The organism is Clostridium sp. (assembly GCF_036660475.1).
GTDB lineage: Bacteria > Bacillota > Clostridia > Clostridiales > Clostridiaceae > Clostridium_J.
Map to the genome: position 1 here is coordinate 86,260 of NZ_JAVXAO010000001.1, position 17,481 is coordinate 103,740.

16 protein-coding genes are annotated in these 17,481 nt (G+C 29.4%); 4 read left to right on the forward strand and 12 right to left on the reverse strand.

Going from position 1 to position 17,481, the window contains the following annotated elements; all coding sequences use genetic code 11:
• Positions 1 to 171 carry a 4Fe-4S binding protein gene (locus RSA29_RS00355; protein ID WP_346934094.1) on the forward strand — a complete coding sequence of 57 codons (171 nt, stop codon included), beginning with the start codon at positions 1 to 3 and terminating at the stop codon, positions 169 to 171.
• A 223-nt stretch (positions 172 to 394) separates the two neighbouring features.
• Here RSA29_RS00355 and RSA29_RS00360 read toward each other — a convergent pair whose 3' ends face one another.
• The 4 genes from RSA29_RS00360 to RSA29_RS00375 all read right to left on the reverse strand — a co-directional run bounded on the left by RSA29_RS00360 (position 395) and on the right by RSA29_RS00375 (position 4,543).
• On the reverse strand, positions 395 to 1,750 hold the full coding sequence (locus RSA29_RS00360) for an erythromycin esterase family protein (protein ID WP_346941878.1): 1,356 nt from the start codon (positions 1,748 to 1,750) through the stop codon (positions 395 to 397).
• Between the two features lie 60 nt (positions 1,751 to 1,810).
• Entirely contained in the window at positions 1,811 to 2,518 is a 708-nt protein-coding gene (locus tag RSA29_RS00365) for a C39 family peptidase (RefSeq protein ID WP_346941877.1), read from the reverse strand.
• Positions 2,519 to 2,816: 298 nt separating this feature from the next.
• Positions 2,817 to 3,668, reverse strand: a complete 852-nt coding sequence (locus RSA29_RS00370; protein ID WP_346941876.1) for a YitT family protein — start codon at positions 3,666 to 3,668, stop codon at positions 2,817 to 2,819.
• Positions 3,669 to 4,231: 563 nt separating this feature from the next.
• The gene (locus tag RSA29_RS00375) at positions 4,232 to 4,543 is read right to left on the reverse strand and encodes a DUF1540 domain-containing protein (RefSeq protein WP_346934087.1); all 312 of its coding nucleotides are present in this window, start codon (positions 4,541 to 4,543) and stop codon (positions 4,232 to 4,234) included.
• A gap of 381 nt (positions 4,544 to 4,924) precedes the next feature.
• Here RSA29_RS00375 and splB point away from each other — a divergent pair, with 381 nt between their 5' ends.
• Together splB and RSA29_RS00385 are read left to right on the forward strand one after the other, a co-directional pair.
• Positions 4,925 to 5,947: a spore photoproduct lyase gene (splB, locus tag RSA29_RS00380; RefSeq protein ID WP_346941875.1), complete on the forward strand. Its 1,023-nt coding sequence runs from the start codon at positions 4,925 to 4,927 to the stop codon at positions 5,945 to 5,947.
• 208 nt (positions 5,948 to 6,155) lie between these two features.
• A complete protein-coding gene (locus tag RSA29_RS00385; RefSeq protein WP_346941874.1) occupies positions 6,156 to 6,734 on the forward strand; it encodes a hypothetical protein in 579 nt (192 codons plus the stop codon).
• A gap of 249 nt (positions 6,735 to 6,983) precedes the next feature.
• Here the strand turns inward: RSA29_RS00385 and RSA29_RS00390 are convergent, their stop codons facing one another.
• The 4 genes from RSA29_RS00390 to RSA29_RS00405 all read right to left on the reverse strand — a co-directional run bounded on the left by RSA29_RS00390 (position 6,984) and on the right by RSA29_RS00405 (position 11,629).
• On the reverse strand, positions 6,984 to 8,159 hold the full coding sequence (locus RSA29_RS00390) for an ABC transporter permease subunit (RefSeq protein ID WP_346941873.1): 1,176 nt from the start codon (positions 8,157 to 8,159) through the stop codon (positions 6,984 to 6,986).
• Complete coding sequence (locus RSA29_RS00395; RefSeq protein WP_346934083.1) at positions 8,160 to 9,071, reverse strand: ABC transporter ATP-binding protein; 912 nt, start codon at positions 9,069 to 9,071, stop codon at positions 8,160 to 8,162.
• A gap of 12 nt (positions 9,072 to 9,083) precedes the next feature.
• Entirely contained in the window at positions 9,084 to 10,310 is a 1,227-nt protein-coding gene (locus RSA29_RS00400) for an ABC transporter permease subunit (protein WP_346941872.1), read from the reverse strand.
• A 530-nt stretch (positions 10,311 to 10,840) separates the two neighbouring features.
• Positions 10,841 to 11,629 (reverse strand): carbon-nitrogen hydrolase family protein, encoded by a 789-nt coding sequence (locus RSA29_RS00405; protein ID WP_346941871.1) that lies wholly within the window; start codon positions 11,627 to 11,629, stop codon positions 10,841 to 10,843.
• 136 nt (positions 11,630 to 11,765) lie between these two features.
• On the opposite strand from RSA29_RS00405, the gene RSA29_RS00410 reads away from it, so the two are divergent.
• Positions 11,766 to 12,224 (forward strand): LysR family transcriptional regulator, encoded by a 459-nt coding sequence (locus RSA29_RS00410; protein ID WP_346941870.1) that lies wholly within the window; start codon positions 11,766 to 11,768, stop codon positions 12,222 to 12,224.
• A gap of 56 nt (positions 12,225 to 12,280) precedes the next feature.
• Here RSA29_RS00410 and dnaB read toward each other — a convergent pair whose 3' ends face one another.
• The 4 genes from dnaB to RSA29_RS00430 form a co-directional block, all read right to left on the reverse strand.
• Positions 12,281 to 13,570 carry a replicative DNA helicase gene (dnaB, locus tag RSA29_RS00415; RefSeq protein WP_346941869.1) on the reverse strand — a complete coding sequence of 430 codons (1,290 nt, stop codon included), beginning with the start codon at positions 13,568 to 13,570 and terminating at the stop codon, positions 12,281 to 12,283.
• A gap of 184 nt (positions 13,571 to 13,754) precedes the next feature.
• Positions 13,755 to 14,705, reverse strand: a complete 951-nt coding sequence (locus RSA29_RS00420) for a replication initiator protein A (RefSeq protein ID WP_346941868.1) — start codon at positions 14,703 to 14,705, stop codon at positions 13,755 to 13,757.
• Between the two features lie 468 nt (positions 14,706 to 15,173).
• Positions 15,174 to 16,358 carry an MFS transporter gene (locus RSA29_RS00425; protein WP_346941867.1) on the reverse strand — a complete coding sequence of 395 codons (1,185 nt, stop codon included), beginning with the start codon at positions 16,356 to 16,358 and terminating at the stop codon, positions 15,174 to 15,176.
• 76 nt (positions 16,359 to 16,434) lie between these two features.
• Positions 16,435 to 17,256, reverse strand: coding sequence for a MerR family transcriptional regulator (locus RSA29_RS00430; protein ID WP_346941866.1), 822 nt, complete (start codon positions 17,254 to 17,256; stop codon positions 16,435 to 16,437).
• Positions 17,257 to 17,481 lie beyond the last annotated feature (225 nt).

Below are 17,481 nucleotides of genomic sequence, written 5' to 3' on the forward strand. Positions count from 1 at the left end.
ATGTCATACAAAATATTAGATACTTGCATATCTTGCGGAGCTTGCGAAAGCGAATGCCCAGTTAGCTGCATAAGTGCAGGAGATGGATTATATGTTATCGATGAAAACACTTGTATCGAGTGCGGTGCTTGTGCTAGCGTTTGCCCAGTAAGCGCTCCAGTTCAAGACTAATTGAACATAAAGATAAAGAATTAGCTGTTGAAGAATGATTTTTAATCATTCTTCAACAGCTTTTTCTTTTTAGCATTTACATATTTTTAAACTACTACTTTAAAATGAACTTTTATATTACTTGAGCCTGTAACTTAAATACACATTCTAAGAACCTAATTAATTTTAAAATCAACATATCAAAACTTTGACATTTCCGCATATTAAATTGAGGTTATTAAATTTATCTAATCACCTTAATTGCAGTTGTATCATTAATAAATATCAATCCATCATAACCTTTTATGGGTACCTCTATGCTATAATATTCTTCTTCATATCCGTTATATCCAGCTATATTATGCATTATTCTTGAAGCTGATAATATTTTATTGATTTTTTTATCCTGTGAAGCTGAATTAAGATCTAAAAAACTAATTTGATTTTCAGTAACCTTAAATACATTTGAGAATAATTTTGGATTTCCCTCCGGAATACTATAATTTTTATAAATTTTACTTACTATGGATCCATTCTCTGCTGGCAATGCTGCAAACTCACCTTGATGAAATTCAATTCCTATAGAATAATATTTATCTTTGAACATCTCACTTAACTGTGCTCCCACAGTCTTATACTTAGTTGAGTCCTTACTTACATAACTATTATTTGCCCATATCATGACTTTATTATTTCCTTGTTTACCTTCATGTTCTAAAATCCACTTAACATTTTCAGCCATATACTTTCCTAATGTGTTTATTCCATCTTCTCTACTATGTTCCACACTATTATATATAGCAAAATCTACACATTGAATAATTACCTGTGCCTGATGAAGTATTTCATCATACTCTTCCTCAGAGGTCCTGGAAATAAATATATCTCTCTTTTCTTTTACTATACTAATCAGTTCTTCAGCCTTACTCTTATGCTCTTTTAACTCACTTGGATCCATCATGTATAAATTATCATTTTTTAATGCTTTTAACTTTATATCAAACGCCTTATACATTTCTTCATCATTAACTTGTAAATATTTTAATACATCTCTTGTATTTTGAGAAACTTGGGAAGAATAAATACCATAAAATTTGATTTTTTCCTTATTACTAGGATTCTCATTATATTCTCTCATCCAATTAACTAATGCCAAAGATTCCTCCGCTGACCAAGAAAATAGCACAGCAATTTTCATAACTTTTATTACTTCTTCTGCAGTTCCCGTTCCATTTACTATATAATCATTAATAGTTTTTGCTTGTCCATATTCTCCGTCAATAGCAAAAACCCTGTAACCCATCTCTTCAACTAAAAATTGAAACATGCGATGTTTAACTTTAAAAAATTCGCTAGTTCCATAGGTTGATCCCCCCATCGCTACAATCTGCTTATCCTTTAACACTTCTTTAAGAGGCTCCAAATCCTTAAAGTCACTTCCAGGCTCTACAGTACTTAAAGGCACTATCCTACTCTTCAAAACCTGTGCTACTTCTGCATTACTAAGTTTTTGAAAAAACAATTTATAAACTCCAAACATTACAATTATCACAATGACAACAGTACCAATAACTATTAAAGCATTTTTCTTTTTATCCATATATACTCACCCCAATTATAAATAGATTTCACTTTAAAACCCTTTGTTTCATAATCTATATTAATCCAAGTTTTCTACTACTAATCCCTCAGACCAATAAGCATTTGCTGATTTTATAAACTCTTCTGCCAAATAATACCTATTCATACCAACAAACTCCGAATCATCATAGCGTTGTTCACTACTATATGCGTCATAGGTTTCAAAATATAACTTTTCATCTACCACCTTATATCCTTTAACTATTACGTAATGTGGATAATCTACATCAAAATATTTTCCAACTCTTTCTTTTTTATTAGGGTTATAAGTTATATCTCCTAAATATAACCCAACTATAACTAGGTTTCCTTTATTTATCTCATCCTTTAATGACTCCTGATTTATAACATTTAGCCATCTTACTTTTATATCATAGTCTGTTGCCCAGTTATATAACTCATAAGTGGAAACTCCACGCACTTCCGGTACATACTTATCTCTTAACACCTCAGCTTTTATGTCAGAATCCTTATTCTGCCATTTAGCAACCATCTCTATTGAGGTTGGCCCACAGTTTATATACCCAAATTTACCTGTTGTCCATTGATCCACATACCAATAATAGTCCCTATCATTACTTACTGCTTCTGTTACCTTCGTTCCCATTCCCCATGATGGGTCTAAATCTTCAAATTTAGGATTTGAAACTTTAATGTACACTACACCTGCAACTAAAATAATTGCCATTCCAATTATTAGTGTAATAGCTAAGTTCTTTTTCTTCATAATAATCCCCCATTGATTGTTATTTTATTAACCTTTTTATTCTATTTTATACATTATATATCATGTGTGAATAATTTTCCATCATTATATTTTTTTTACATATTCCATTCTTTTGAAATCCATTGAAGTGTTTATATGCCTTTAATTTTAAACCCTTGATTATACCTACTTAATTAACCTCTATACCCTACCAACTTTATCCTCTGCCTTTTTTGCAATAAAAAAATCAGCAGAGACTAAATTCTACTTAATCTCTACTGACTTTATATTTATTATCTATTTGTTTCATATTTATTGTCTATTCAGATATATCCCCAAAGCCTTCACCTAAAACTTCATGGACATTATGTGTTATTATAAATGCATTTGGATCTTCATTCTTAATAAAATTCTTAAGCTTTATAAATCCCTTCTTGCCCAGTACTGTTACAATAACATCGCTTTCCTTCATATTATAAGCCCCTATAGCACGATATATTGTAGCACTTTTACCTAAATCCTCAATAATAAATTTCCTTATCTTCTCACTATGAGTGCTCATAATTTCAATACGTTTATTTATATTTAGTCCATCTATAATAAAATCCACCATTGATCCATTAATTATAACACCAAGTAATGCATACATTCCTGTAGTTGCTCCGAAAGCTATCACTGCAAGGATAGTTACCATAAAGTCAATTATAAGAAGACCTTTTCCTATATCTATATGAGCATATTTATTTAAAATTTTAGCTGGTATATCCGTTCCACCAGTGGATGCATTTCTATTGAATACTATTGCCATCCCTATGGCTCCAATTAAGATACCAAAGATAAGATTTATCAAAATATCCTCTGATATTGGCTTTGTTACAGGCATAATCTTCTCTAAAAGTGATATAAGCACTGAAAGCATAAGACTTGCATATATAGTTTTTACTCCAAACCCTTTTCCTATAAAAATAAACCCAATTATAAAGAAGAATACGTTACCTATAAGCATTATAATACCCACACTAAAGTTTGGTAAATAATTATTTATTACCATGGCAAGCCCTGTAAGTCCGCCTGCTGCCAAATTATGTGGTACTAAGAAAAAATGAGTTGCTATTGCAACTAATAATAATCCAAAGGTTATTACTATGTAGTTTTTAATTTCTTTTTTCAATTTAATCTCCTCCTCCTTGAATTTAACTAAGGTTATGAACTAAAATTATCATTAAATTTATATATTCCGCTCATTAAAATCCATTAGTGATTCTGTCCTTACCTTTAAATTTTAAATTTTAAATCTTATATATTTAATTATAATTTATGTATGCCTAAATTGTCCTCTAGGTTAATAATATCTTGTTTGCTATAATATTACAATATTTTAGACATATTTATTACGATTTTTACGCTATCCCTATTATAATTCACATAAATTATTCCAGCATTAATATTTAACCTATATTTTACTATATATATAAAGCTAGGGTTTTAAATAATTTTCAATTATTTAAAACCCTAGCTTATTTTTAATTCTATATTCTAATTAAATTAATATAGTTGATTTTTTAAAACCCATTAAGGATTTTATCCTCATTTTAAATTTTAAATTCTATATTTTAAATTAGAACCTATATATTTGCGTCTATCCGCTCCATTACTTTAATCCTTTATGTCATATTTAAAACATAGCTAATATATATTATATTTGATATGACAAAAGAGTTAAAATAAATTTTTCTATTTACAAGAGAATGTTGAACACTCTGTTTCCCTACTGTTGCATGCATGATCTCCACAAATTGATATTTCATTTGCCTCACATTTACAACTTTGATTATGAACACAATTAGTCGCTTGACAGCCAATCTCCATTTGAGGATTTGGTGTCTCAGTAGAATTTGTCATTGCCCCATTATTCTCTACAAAACTAACACAACAGGTAGATGATTTATTAGTTGCCTCTTTCCCTCCTACCGCTATTGATCCTGCACAGCAATAATAATCCTGGTTATGTGAACAACTACAAGCATCACATTTTAATTTAGTCATAATACATTCCTCCTAAAGTTTATTTCTACATTATTGTTTCTTATAGTCGGAATTTTATTCTTTTAATATTATATGTTAATAAATAAGTCATCCATCCTATGATGTCTTTGCATATTTTATTAACTTTTAAAGAGTATTTGAACTAATTATAATTCAAATACTCTTTATTATTTTGCTATTATTTTCAGTTTAATTATATCTTCATCCCTATTACTCTAATAATTTTCCTTCTATATATTAAGCAACCTCCATCTAAATATAATAATACCTTAATACATAATATTGAGTTATATGCTAAAAATAGTTTCATTACTAAATATGAAGGGAGGTGTGTTTTAGTAAGGACTGTAATATTTAATTTAACCTTACTAAAGCTATTTCATGTTTGTTCCAAAACGAATACTCTTTGAAAAAGGAGCCCTAGATTATGAAATTGCTAAAAATATTTATAATACCTTTAAGGACAATACGAATGTAGAAATAATAAAGTTGACCTCTAACAAAATTAAGGATCGCATTCCCGGGGATGACTTACATGATTTTTATAGAGCTGGTAAGGATACCTTAGTTGTGGGTATAAAAAAAGGCTTTAAGTTTCAGTCTTGTAAACCCTCAGCCCACTGGCAATTGCCCCTTGTTTCTGGATGCATCGGTCATTGTCAGTACTGTTATCTAAATACTAATCTTGGTGATAAGCCTTACACAAAGGTTAATGTAAATATTGAAGATATTCTAGCACAGGCTGAAAAATATATTAATGAAAGACTTCCTAAGATAACTATTTTTGAAGGCTCTGCAACCTCAGATCCAATTCCTGTAGAACCTTACACCCATAGTCTTAAGCAAACTATAGAGTTCTTTGCAGCCAGTGAATATGGTAGATTTAGATTTGTTTCTAAATATAATGATGTGGATAGTCTCCTAGATATAACTCATAATGGCCATACCGAAATTCGCTTTACCATAAATACAGCAAAGGTAATAACTGACTTTGAAAATAGAACTGCCTCCATAGATAAACGTATAGAGGCAAGTGCCAAGGTTGCTAAAGCCGGTTATCCCCTTGGATTTCTAATTGCTCCTGTATTTCTTTATGAAGATTGGAAAAAAGATTACAGAGAACTTCTAATTAACTTACATGATAAATTACCAAAAAACTTATCAACTCCAGTAACCTTCGAAGTAATATCCCATAGATATACTCCCAAGGCTAAGGATATAATTTTAGAAGTATTTCCAGATACCTCACTCCCAATGGAAGATGAAGAAAGAAAGTATAAATATGGTCAGTTTGGTTACGGTAAATTTGTATATACAAAGGAGCAACTTCAAGAAATGAAGGAATTCTTCACTACGGAGATAAATGAGATTTTTAAAGACGGAGAGATAAAGTATATTATTTAATTTAACGCAAGAATTTATATAGACTAAAGCCATCACACATTGGTTGGCTTTAGTCTATATCTTTTTTCTATTTATAATACAGCTTCCTATAAATAAAAGGACTATTGGAATATATTTGAAAAGCATGTTAATATGAATATATAAAGTAGTTCAAAACTGTATTAAATTATGAAATAAGAATACTTTATTTTTGGGGAGGTAATTTATAATGAGAAAAATATATTTAATTGCTATGATAATTACTTTTAGTCTTTGTATTGCTGGTTGCAGTAATTCAAGTTCAAACCTTGAAAATTATCTTAATACTGGGACATTAATTGATTCAAAAGCGAAAGGCACTATGCCCGAACTAGAGAATTTACCTAAATATGATAATATAAAATACAAATACACACATAAATCCATGTTAATTTTTGAATCCAACTCCGTTGCCCTCATTATGGATTATGATGATAATACATTTGAGATTGAAAAAGAGAAATTAGATGAACAATATACTTTCTTAAATGAAAAGGTTAATTCTGATTTTGATAAAAGCAAATATTATATTCCTCAACATGAATTCTCAGTAGAAAGTTATGATTTTAGAGTTATAGATAAAAATACTACTTATAATATAGATAATACAGATTTCCCTAAATCCTTTGGAATGATTGGAATATCTGAAGAAAAAAAGAGTATAGCATATTTATATTTTTATGATGGAGATTTAGATTATATAGGAGAAGAAAATGAAAAAAATCCTATGGCTAATTTTGTTAAGAAATATTTTAAGTATAACTTTTAACCATATATTCCCAAACTGTAAATATTATCTTATATTCCATTTGACTGCTAAATAATTATTCTAATAATACAGCTATTTATAGCTTGCTTATAGTATTAATACTTGTAATTCTTTTGTACATTCTCTTAAATTTATTATCATATTAAATTTAAGAGAATGTACTATTAACACTTGAATTTAAACATATTAAATTGATTTTAAGATAACTCTCTTAAATTATTGCACACCCAAAATCCAAACTTAGCACTTCTACACCTTGATATCTATGCTATTAAATCGCTTATACGAAAGTATTAGAAATAATACTGTCCATATTGTACAAACTATTATTCCTAAGGATAAACTTATATTACTTGTAGATAGTCTAAAATTTATTACGCCTTCTAATATTTGAGTTCCATCAGAATAAGTTATGAAGAAATAAGGATATATATGTTTAAGAAATTTTATAGGAGTTATAAAAGTAATAACACTAGTTACTAATGTAATAATTCCACTTAATATAAAGCTAGTACTTACACTTATAGACTTTACTGATATGAATAAAGTCACTGCAATTATAGGAAGTATTGTAATGCCTTGATACAATATGGTCTTCACCAAATATTCACTTATAGTTATTATATAGCTACTATCTGCTATTGCACTAATATTTTTTAGTCTATCTATATCATATAACGTACCTACTATCATAGGATATTTAGCACTTCCAAAATCAAATAACATCCCCATAATTAAGAAACTTATAATTTCAATTATTACTACAGTAATATAACAGACTAAAAACAAAGCTAAAAACTTCGATATAATCACTTCTCCCCTTTTTATAGGCTTAGTTAAAAACATTTTAGCTGTAGAATTCTGCATTTCGCCACTTACGGTATCACAGGCTATTATTACTATAAGCATTGGTAATAATAGTACATTAATAAATTTAATTACCTTTGATATATCCACAAAGGCTTCAATCTTATATGCCTTTTGGGGTTCAATATTATTACTTAATAGATATTCATTTGTAAGGATTTCACCTTTAGATTTTTCCACATCATTATATCTAAAAGCTAATTCATCACTTTTTATCTTGTTATTAAGATTTTCATTTTTCCTTACAAGTTTTTCTTTCCAATTATAATTAGGCTGTTCTATCTCTTCCTTTAACTCTATATTTTCTTCTTCTATTACCTTTATCCTTGCTCTATATTCATTTAATTTATTTTCTGGAATACTTTCATCTTTCACCTTGGCTTTATAATCTATTAGTAAAAGCTCATTATTTTCTAACTTTATTGTTGGAAGTTCATTTTTAGCATCTACATGTATTCCATAAAATTTTATCCCGATTATAACCATGAGTGCCATACAGAAAGCTATATATTTTCTACTTTTCACAAGTTTAAAAACTTCAACTTTAAATATATTCACCTACTTCACACTCCCTGCTATCTCCATAAATCTTTCTTCTAAATTTTGTTGTACCTTGTAAATATCAAGTACTTCTATGCCCCTTGAAGTAAGGAAATTTATTAATATAGGGAAGCAATCCTTATCATAGGTCAAAAGTAGCGTATCGTCTTGACGATTTATTGTTTTTATAAATATAGCTTGTTTCAATTCAATTATAGCTTTTTCTATATCTCTAACTCTAAGCCCGACACTCTCAATATTCTTATACTTTAAGTTTGCTGTATCTTCAACAGAAACTATCCTGCCATTATCGATAAATGCTACCTTGTTACACATCTGCTCAATTTCAGCTAATATATGCGATGAAATTAGCACAGCAGTCCCACACTCTGCAACTAAATCTCTTACAATCTTTCTAAAATCAATAATACCAATAGGATCAAGACCATTAGTTGGCTCATCTAAAATTAGTAACTTAGGTTTTGGTAGAAGTGCTTGCCCAAGGCCTAACCTCTGCTTCATTCCTAGGGAATACTTACTTACCCTATCATCTATTCTACTTCCTAATCCTATTATATCTATGACCTCATCAATTCTTTTTTTATCCACATTTCCATAAAGTGTTGCAAATATCTTTAGATTTTCACGACCTGTAAACTCACCATACATATCTGGATTCTCAACTATACAACCAACGGATTTCATAGCCTTAGTAAATTGTTTTTTAATATCATATCCATCTATATATATACTGCCCCTATCTGGTTTCACAAGACCTGTAATCATCCTTATTGTAGTAGTTTTACCCGCTCCATTAGCACCTAAGAAACCGAATATTTCACCCTTATTTATTTTAAGATTTATCTCCTTTACTATAGGAATTTTCCCATAGCTCTTACATACATTCTCTAAAATTAGCACTTCATTCATCTTTCATTCCCCCTAAGCTTTAATATCGCTTTTAACAAAAATAAAATGGCTTAATCCGTAACATACTATACTCCATGTAAGTAATACCAAAACTCCAAACTTATAGTTTACAAATGTAAGTCCCAATAATTTATTTATACTTCCACTAATTATAGGCTCTGCATCTATATATGTTCCAAATAAGAATGGAAGGATTTTATCAATCATATTTGCAGGCACCAATTTATTACCATCCGTTCTAGCAATTAAGAGAACAAAATTTGCAATCATAGTTATCATAATAATTAACAACGCTTCAACATGACCATGAATTACCGTTGTTACTAAGAAAACAAAGGATATTATAGCTGTTATCACTAATGTTTGTATCACTAACAGCTTAGCTATAAAAGCTAAATTTGATACAAGATACGTGCTTCCAACAACCTCCATCACAACTGCCTTAAATTCTTGCATTTGATAATAAGGTAGGGATCTATATGTGGTTCCTATGCCTATAAGCTTATCCACATTCCCAACACCATACATAGCCGTTACTACAATGGTTCCTACTACTTCGGCTATTAATACCGTTAAATTTGCAACTATAAAACAAGCTAAAAACTTAGCCAATATTATTTTCCATCTACTCACTGGTTTAGTTAAAAGACATTTTATCGTTGCAGGTTTTCTTTCCCCTGCTATGACATCCATTACCATTAACCCGATTATTATCATTAATCCAAGTATACCTAAGGAATGATTAATTTCCTTTAAAAAGTTTATACCACTTAACCCATCTTCTTCCCCATATAGTGGTATATCATTTTTTATACAATCTTTTATAATTTCGATTTTCACTCTATTATTTTCAGCAATACTCTCTGAAAAATTATACTTTTTTATTTCCCCTTCTAAATATTCGATATCCTTCTCTGCCCTTTCCTTCCATGGTATAGATTCATCTGATAACACTTTTATATGTGCAATTCTTTCTTTTTCCCCATCTATTATTCTTTTATAAGCTGCATTTATCCCCTGATCATTTGTCTTTTCTACCTTTGAATTACTTTCTTCCCCTAACTGATTTATATACTGTTCTGCACGCTTTATTTGACCTTTGTGACTAGTGTAACTGTTATAAGCACTAATATAAATAATTACTGAGAGAACCATAATTATGATTAATAACACTACAGATATCCAATACTTTCTCTTTCTTAAAAGCTTTCTAATTTCAATAATTGTAAGACTTACCACCTAGTACACCTCCAAGCTTATTTTGAAACTGTTTCAACCTTACTACTATTATACCCCCCATTGAATTATATTCAATACTTTCAAATATTTAACATATTTATTTTATTCAACGTAAATAAAGTCAGCATGGATTAGTACCCTTGCTGACCTTATTTTTTTAACTTTTATTTAAATTATTTTGATTATCTATCTAACTCTCTTGGACCATGCCGAAATCTTCATAGTTTTTTAAATAATATAAATTAAAATACTATGGCTTTAGATTTTAATATTCCTAGCTTCTTAACTTCCTTCACCATCAAACCCTTGGTATTACTTAAATTGAACCGCCTAGGGCAACGCTAAATTTCCATATGTATTTCCACTTATTTTTCTGCAAAATTTAAGACTTAGATATTATCACATTCCAATAAGTGAATAATATCTAAGTCTTAGTTAAATTTAAAAATCAATATTATATTTGGTATAAGGAAAGTTATAGGTTTATCAATGGTTCTCGTCCGTATAAAGTTATATATTTTCCACCCTTACTAATCTAAATACAAATCCTCATTATATCTCTTTGCATATAATAAAGATGCTTTTTCTAAATCAAGTTCTTGGACTAAAAGCTCCTCTTCGCCATAAGGAACATAAGCTAAGCATTCTCCTTGTGGTGAAATTATGCTGGTAGCAGAATCTTGATATTCCATGGCATAATTAATACTTGCAAAATATATAGCATTTTCTACACTTCTAGAAATCATTGCTTTTTCATAATAAGGTGAATCAACTTGTCCCCATTTTGTGATTTTATTACCATTAATATCCGAACCCGTGCACTGTGGGTGAAACACTATTTGTGCGCCTCTCATAGCAGCCCATCTCACGGTTTCAGGATATCTCCAGCCTTCATGACAAATGGAAATACCAAATTTCACGCCCTTAACTTCGAATATTCTTCGATGAGTTTCTTTACCATATATACTATCTTCTGATGGATCAAGTTGGTTCTTAGCTTGATATCCCAGTATTTCTCCTTTTTCAGATATGACAAAAGCTACATTGTATATAATGTCATCTCCCCATTCCATTGGCAAAATCACAGCAACAGAATATTCTTCAGCCGCCTTTCTAATTTGCTCTAGTGAATCTTCTGCAATTTCTTGATTATGTGGAGGTATATCACCACCTTGATTTCTCATTCCTGGAATATAACATTCTGGAAAACAAACTATATCACATTGTTGCTGCTTTGCTTTTTTAATAAAATATTTAACCCTATCTATGCCCTCTTCTATTGACTTAGGAAATTTTCCTGAAGCAAGTCCTATTTTCATATATACCCTTCTTTCTAAAATAACTATTTGCTCTTTGTTGTTCCATACTTTTATTATAATAAATAGTGTATAATTTGTATAATGAATAATTCAATCAACATTAATCTATATTATCGATAGTAGGAGTTATATAACTATGAACTATGATTTTTATAAAACCTTTGTTGTACTAGCTGAAACTAAAAATTTCTCTAAGACTGCTGAAAAATTAAATATTGTTCAATCTACAGCATCAAATAGAATACAAGAACTTGAAAAATATCTTGGTACTGATTTATTTTGTAGAACCAATAAATCCGTTGCGTTAACTGAAGCTGGTTTAAACTTTCTCCCTTATGCTAAGAGAATCGTAGCCATTGAATTAGAGGGCTTAAGCTTGTTAAATAATTTAAACTACAAAGATACCCTTAAAATAGGAGCTGTCCATTCCCTTTATTCTGGCTATATCAAAGATGCTTTGAAAAAATTAATGATACATATGCCTAACATTTCTATAGAAATCACACTAAGTCATACCCCTAATTTATTAGAAATGTTGCATGATAACCTTATTGATATTGGATTTGTTTTTACTAAGCCAAAGTCAAATAAATAATTAGAATTTTTATTAGCTCAAAATCCATGTGTAACTTTCATGATTTTTCATCTTTTTTACTCATAAAATCTCTGCACTTCAGGCTTCCATTTTAATTTTAAGGTTCCTGTAATTCCATTTCTATTTTTCCCTACTATAACATCGCAAACACCTTTCTCTTTACAGTCATAATCATAATAATCTTGTCTATGAAGCAGCATCACTATATCTGCATCCTGCTCTATACTTCCTGAATCTCTAAGATCTGAAATTGTTGGTCTTTTGTCACCTCTACCTTCAGATGCTCTATTAAGCTGTGCTAGTGCTACCACACATATATCAAGTTCTCTAGCTAGATTTTTTAACTCCCTAGATATTTTAGTTACTTCATTATATCTACTTCCATTTGCATCTTTATCCCCTTTTATAAGTTGAAGATAATCTATCACCACTACATCTAGTCCACCTTTTAACTTCTCCTTCATAACCCTTGCTCTTATCTCACCTACCGTTAATGCTCCTCCATCATATATAAAAGCATATCTGCTACTAAGCCTAGCTGCTGCATTCATTAAAGTTTCAAATTCCTCATCATTTAACTTTCCTGATTTTATCTTCTGCATAGGAATATCTCCATCATCGCTAAGTAATCTATCTGCCAGTTCCTCCTTAGACATTTCAAAGGAGAATATGGCAACTCTATTTTCTATGGCTGCCTTAGAAGCAATATTTAACCCTAAGGCAGTTTTACCCATGGAAGGTCTTCCTGCAATAATATTAAAATTCCCTTTTTTAAGACCTCCCGTAACCTTATCTAAAGATTTCATACCAGTAGTAGCTCCAACCACAGTGCCCTTATTTATATATCTTTTTTCTATGCCATCTATAGATGAATTAAGACATTCCTCTAATGTAAACATTCTGCCTCTATCCTCTACAATCTTATATAATTCATCCCCCATTTTACTTATGATATCTGCTCCTAGAATACTATTATCTTGGCTATTTTTAAGTATTTCATTACACATCATAATTAATTTCCTCTTTATGGCTCTATCCCTTATATTTGCGCAATGATATTTAATATTATCTGCCGCTGTACTGCTTTCATATAACTTTGTTAAGTAGGTAATACCTCCAGTCTCCATAAGCTTTCCCGTATTATTAAGAGCTTCTGCAATGGTTGGTATATCTACTGTTATCCCATCTTCATATATCCTACATATTTCCCTGTAAATTTTTTTATGACTTTCATAGTAAAGTTCTTCAGGTTTTATTAATTCTATAACTTCATCTATTATTCTAGGATAACAAATCATTCCCCCAAGAATTGCTTGCTCCCCTTGTAATGTTTTTGGTAACTCCATACTTAACGCCCCCTAATTTTACTTAGGCATCTTCAAAAATAAATAAGTTAGTACCCTCTACTTTTTTCAGTTATTTATTTTAAGATGCCTTAGCTATTATTCAAACTACACCACGCAGTAAGCATAATCTTAGACTCATGAAAGTCCTAAATCTCACTTGTCTAATACTTGTCTAATACTTGTCCTATAGTTCATCTAAGTTAATAGCTTTTAAATACCCATAATTAAAATTATCCTCATGGCTATACCCTTTATTTACTGAGTTATCATAGCCTTCTTTATAATAATTTTTCTTATAGCCCTCCTTATAATTTCCCTTACCATAACTTTTCTTATAATCCCCATTGTGATCTTTGCTATAATTTTTTTTATAATCTTTTTTAGCCTCTGGCTTATATATATTATTTTCAGGATTATTTAAATCAGGTTTATTAGGGTTCGTTTTTTCACCCTTGGTAGTAATAATATTTGACTCTTCCTTAGGATAATTTTCATCACCTAAAGTATCAACTTTTATCTTATCCTCTTGATAAATTTTATTATCTAAAGTGTTAGTTTCTATGTTCTGATTTTTTAAATTTTCATCACTAAAACTGTTAAGTTTACCTTCTTCATCTTTATAATTGTTATTACCATCTTCTTTATCCACACTTCTACTTTCTGAATTTTGTCCACTTCTATCTTCCAAACCTTCCACATTTTCCACAATTTTAGTTTTTTTCTCTGCTTTAAGCTCTCTGTCTTGTTCAACTTCTACCTCTGTTTCTGCTGCTGTCTCTTCCCTAATTACCGCTCCTAAGTAAAATCTTCTTGAAGCATTATACCCTTCAAATTTCTCAATTCTTAAAAGTCCAACACTCTCAAGCTCCCTTACAATTTTTCTTGCAGTAGCCACTGATACATTCAGCTTCTTACATATACAATCTAATGAAGCTATTATAAATACTTTCCCATATTTATCCCTCATATTATTACGAAAACTAAGATTAAGCCTGTCCTTTAATATCCCATAAAGTAATATAGAATCATTACTAAGAACCTGCCTATATTTTTCAAGTCTATATAAAGCATGAGGAAAAGTTCCAAAACTCTCCCTATCCATATTTTCTTCATTTAACTCCATAAAATTACCCACATTAATCTCTCCCTACATTTTAAAATTATTATTTTCACTGAACATATATGCAGAGAAGGTTTAATATTGTAAAAAAATTTTAAAGTTTTCTAAAGTTTTTTTATTCCATAATCATCGCTCTATATTTTCTCTTTCAAGGTTTAAATTTGAAATTCTTAATTCTTATTCTTAATTCTTAATTTTTAATTCCACGTTTACTTTTCTCCCTTGGATTTTTCTTTTCTTATCACCTAAATGTTTATATAAAAAGAAGAACTGCACCACCTCCTCAGTGGTACAGTTCTCCATATTCTCTATTTTAAATTAAAATAATCGATTGAACTTTTATTTTCTTAAAATGTTTTAAATCATGAATCATAAACTTTTAATTTTTAAATTTTAAATTCATAATTCATAATTCCCAATTTATAATTCTCAATTCATAATTCATAATTTATAATTCATAATTTATAATTCATAATTTCCAATTTAAATAAACCCTTTTTTTCTAGAATTATATAAAAGATAATTCCCCATGGCAAATGCTATACTTGCTACAAAGAATGCCATCTGTATTGATGATACTTTCACTATTATTCCAGATAAAACAGTTCCACTCATTATACCTAAATACATAGTTGTAGAAATTATCCCATTTATTTTCCCTAAGTACTCTTGCTCTGTCATTTTAGTTATAGTAGTCATTATATACCCACTTAACACACCACCTATAACATTATCCACAAATTGAAGTAACATAGTTACCCAAGCTATAGTAGAATACCCCTCAAAAAATACAGTTACAGTAAATATTCCAAGGGTAAAATATAATATCCTCATATCCTTTAATTTCTTAGATATTAGAATATATATTCCTCCACCAATAATAACTCCAACACCTGCTATTCCCGAGAAAAATTGATAATATTTTTCATCCAGTCCAAGCCTCTCTGTCACTAAAAATATATCCAAATTATTTGATATACCAATAGCAAGTGAAATTATAAAAAATAGCTTAGTAAATACCATTAAGGTAGGTTTTTTCTTTAGATAATTATATGTAAGTTTAACATCATTTATAAATCCACCATCTTCAGTCTTAGTAAACTCTACTTTAGGTAAGGTAATTAATATGGATAATGACACCAAAAATAAAACTGCTATTATACTAATTGTCTTATCTATTCCAAATGTAAAATACAAATATGATCCCATAAATGGACCAACTATACTAAATACAGAACCTAATAATTGCGATATACCTATTGCACTATCAATATCATTCTCATCCACATATTCCTTGAAATATTTCTGAGATGCGGGGTACGAAAATTGTGTTACAATAGCTGAAATCAAGGTCGCTAAAAATATTGCAACTATGTATCCATTCTTTATAAACACACCCAATACTAAAAAAGATATAAAGCTTGAAAAATCTCCAATTAGCATTAATTTTTTAGGACAATATTTATCTGCTATTATTCCCCCAATAAAGGTAAGTAAAAACATAGGTAAAAACTCCATAATATTAAGTGCTGATATAGCGATGGGATCTCCATTAGTTACATCCATCATGAAAAGCATTATAGCAATATTTCTTATCCATATTGCCCCCTGCTGTATAATATCCGTAATAAGTATTTTCATAAATACTTTATTTTTAAGTAAATTCATATAATCTTCCTCCTTAAGTACTTCCCACAATTATCATTTTAAAGTGTAGAGTAACTCTAGGGTCAAGAAGAAAATTTTAAACCATTAAATTTAGATTCACAAAATACCTTACCTCTTCGTTTTTTCTAGGTAAATAAAATTCATATTTAATATATAATGTATTATTTTCTGAGCATTTAAAATGCTTATTTAAGCTAATTATATAATTATCTATTTCCGTTACCGTTCCATAAAAATTAACTTCAACCACCTTACCACTTATACTTTTCTTTATAAATTCACACTGGTCTTCTTTAATATATTTTTTAATTAATTCTATATTGCTATCATTTTCCTTGATGAAAACTAGCTCCTCATCCTCTTCCACATATTCATTTTCTACTATATTGCAAATATAAATAAAACATTCTTCATCTAAGTGTTCTTTCTCTACCTCTGATGTTTCAGAGTAAATATTGTAGCTACTTGATCCTAATAACTTTTTAATATTACCACCATAAAGTGTATAACTTTCCTCTTTTATCCCTAGCTTTGTGAAGTCATACTCATTTTCAAAATTTATTATTGTATCTATAATTCTTTGGCTTTCCCTTAGCCCATCTTCTAATTCCTTTAGTTCTTTTATCTTTTTATTTATTATTTCCTCTTGTTTTATAACTATATTTTTATACTCATGTATATCTTCACTCTCTATAGTGCTTTTAATATCTGAGAGAGATATCCCCAAATATTTTATCCCAAGAATTAATCCAAGTTTCTCTAAATGCTTTAATTGATAATGCCTATATCCATTAGCTTCATTTACCTCTGGAGTCAAAATCCCTATTTTATCATAATATCTTAAAGTATCCTTACTTATATTAAATATCTTACTTACTTGCCCAATTGATAACTTCATTTCTCTCTCCTATTTAGTCACCTTCAAAAATAAATAAGTCAGTATCTTCGACTATTCTGAGTTATTACTTATTTTCAGATGACTTAATTCCTCTTTAATATTTTTCTACATAAATAAGTATAGACCATAGAGTAACTCCATAGTCTATACTTATTATATATAATTTTTTAACTTTTCCATCCTCGGATTACTTTAGCCTTTTTCCTAGAAGAAAATATTCAAATG

What these genes read in the sequence shown, in the direction of transcription:
- RSA29_RS00355 (WP_346934094.1), top strand. Translation starts at nt 1, where the DNA reads ATGTCATACAAAATATTAGATACTTGCATATCTTGCGGAGCTTGCGAA.
- RSA29_RS00360 (WP_346941878.1), bottom strand. Translation starts at nt 1,750, where the DNA reads ATGGATAAAAAGAAAAATGCTTTAATAGTTATTGGTACTGTTGTCATT.
- RSA29_RS00365 (WP_346941877.1), bottom strand. Translation starts at nt 2,518, where the DNA reads ATGAAGAAAAAGAACTTAGCTATTACACTAATAATTGGAATGGCAATT.
- RSA29_RS00375 (WP_346934087.1), bottom strand. Translation starts at nt 4,543, where the DNA reads ATGACTAAATTAAAATGTGATGCTTGTAGTTGTTCACATAACCAGGAT.
- splB (WP_346941875.1), top strand. Translation starts at nt 4,925, where the DNA reads ATGTTTGTTCCAAAACGAATACTCTTTGAAAAAGGAGCCCTAGATTAT.
- RSA29_RS00385 (WP_346941874.1), top strand. Translation starts at nt 6,156, where the DNA reads ATGAGAAAAATATATTTAATTGCTATGATAATTACTTTTAGTCTTTGT.
- RSA29_RS00395 (WP_346934083.1), bottom strand. Translation starts at nt 9,071, where the DNA reads ATGAATGAAGTGCTAATTTTAGAGAATGTATGTAAGAGCTATGGGAAA.
- RSA29_RS00405 (WP_346941871.1), bottom strand. Translation starts at nt 11,629, where the DNA reads ATGAAAATAGGACTTGCTTCAGGAAAATTTCCTAAGTCAATAGAAGAG.
- RSA29_RS00410 (WP_346941870.1), top strand. Translation starts at nt 11,766, where the DNA reads ATGAACTATGATTTTTATAAAACCTTTGTTGTACTAGCTGAAACTAAA.
- dnaB (WP_346941869.1), bottom strand. Translation starts at nt 13,570, where the DNA reads ATGGAGTTACCAAAAACATTACAAGGGGAGCAAGCAATTCTTGGGGGA.
- RSA29_RS00425 (WP_346941867.1), bottom strand. Translation starts at nt 16,358, where the DNA reads ATGAATTTACTTAAAAATAAAGTATTTATGAAAATACTTATTACGGAT.
- RSA29_RS00430 (WP_346941866.1), bottom strand. Translation starts at nt 17,256, where the DNA reads ATGAAGTTATCAATTGGGCAAGTAAGTAAGATATTTAATATAAGTAAG.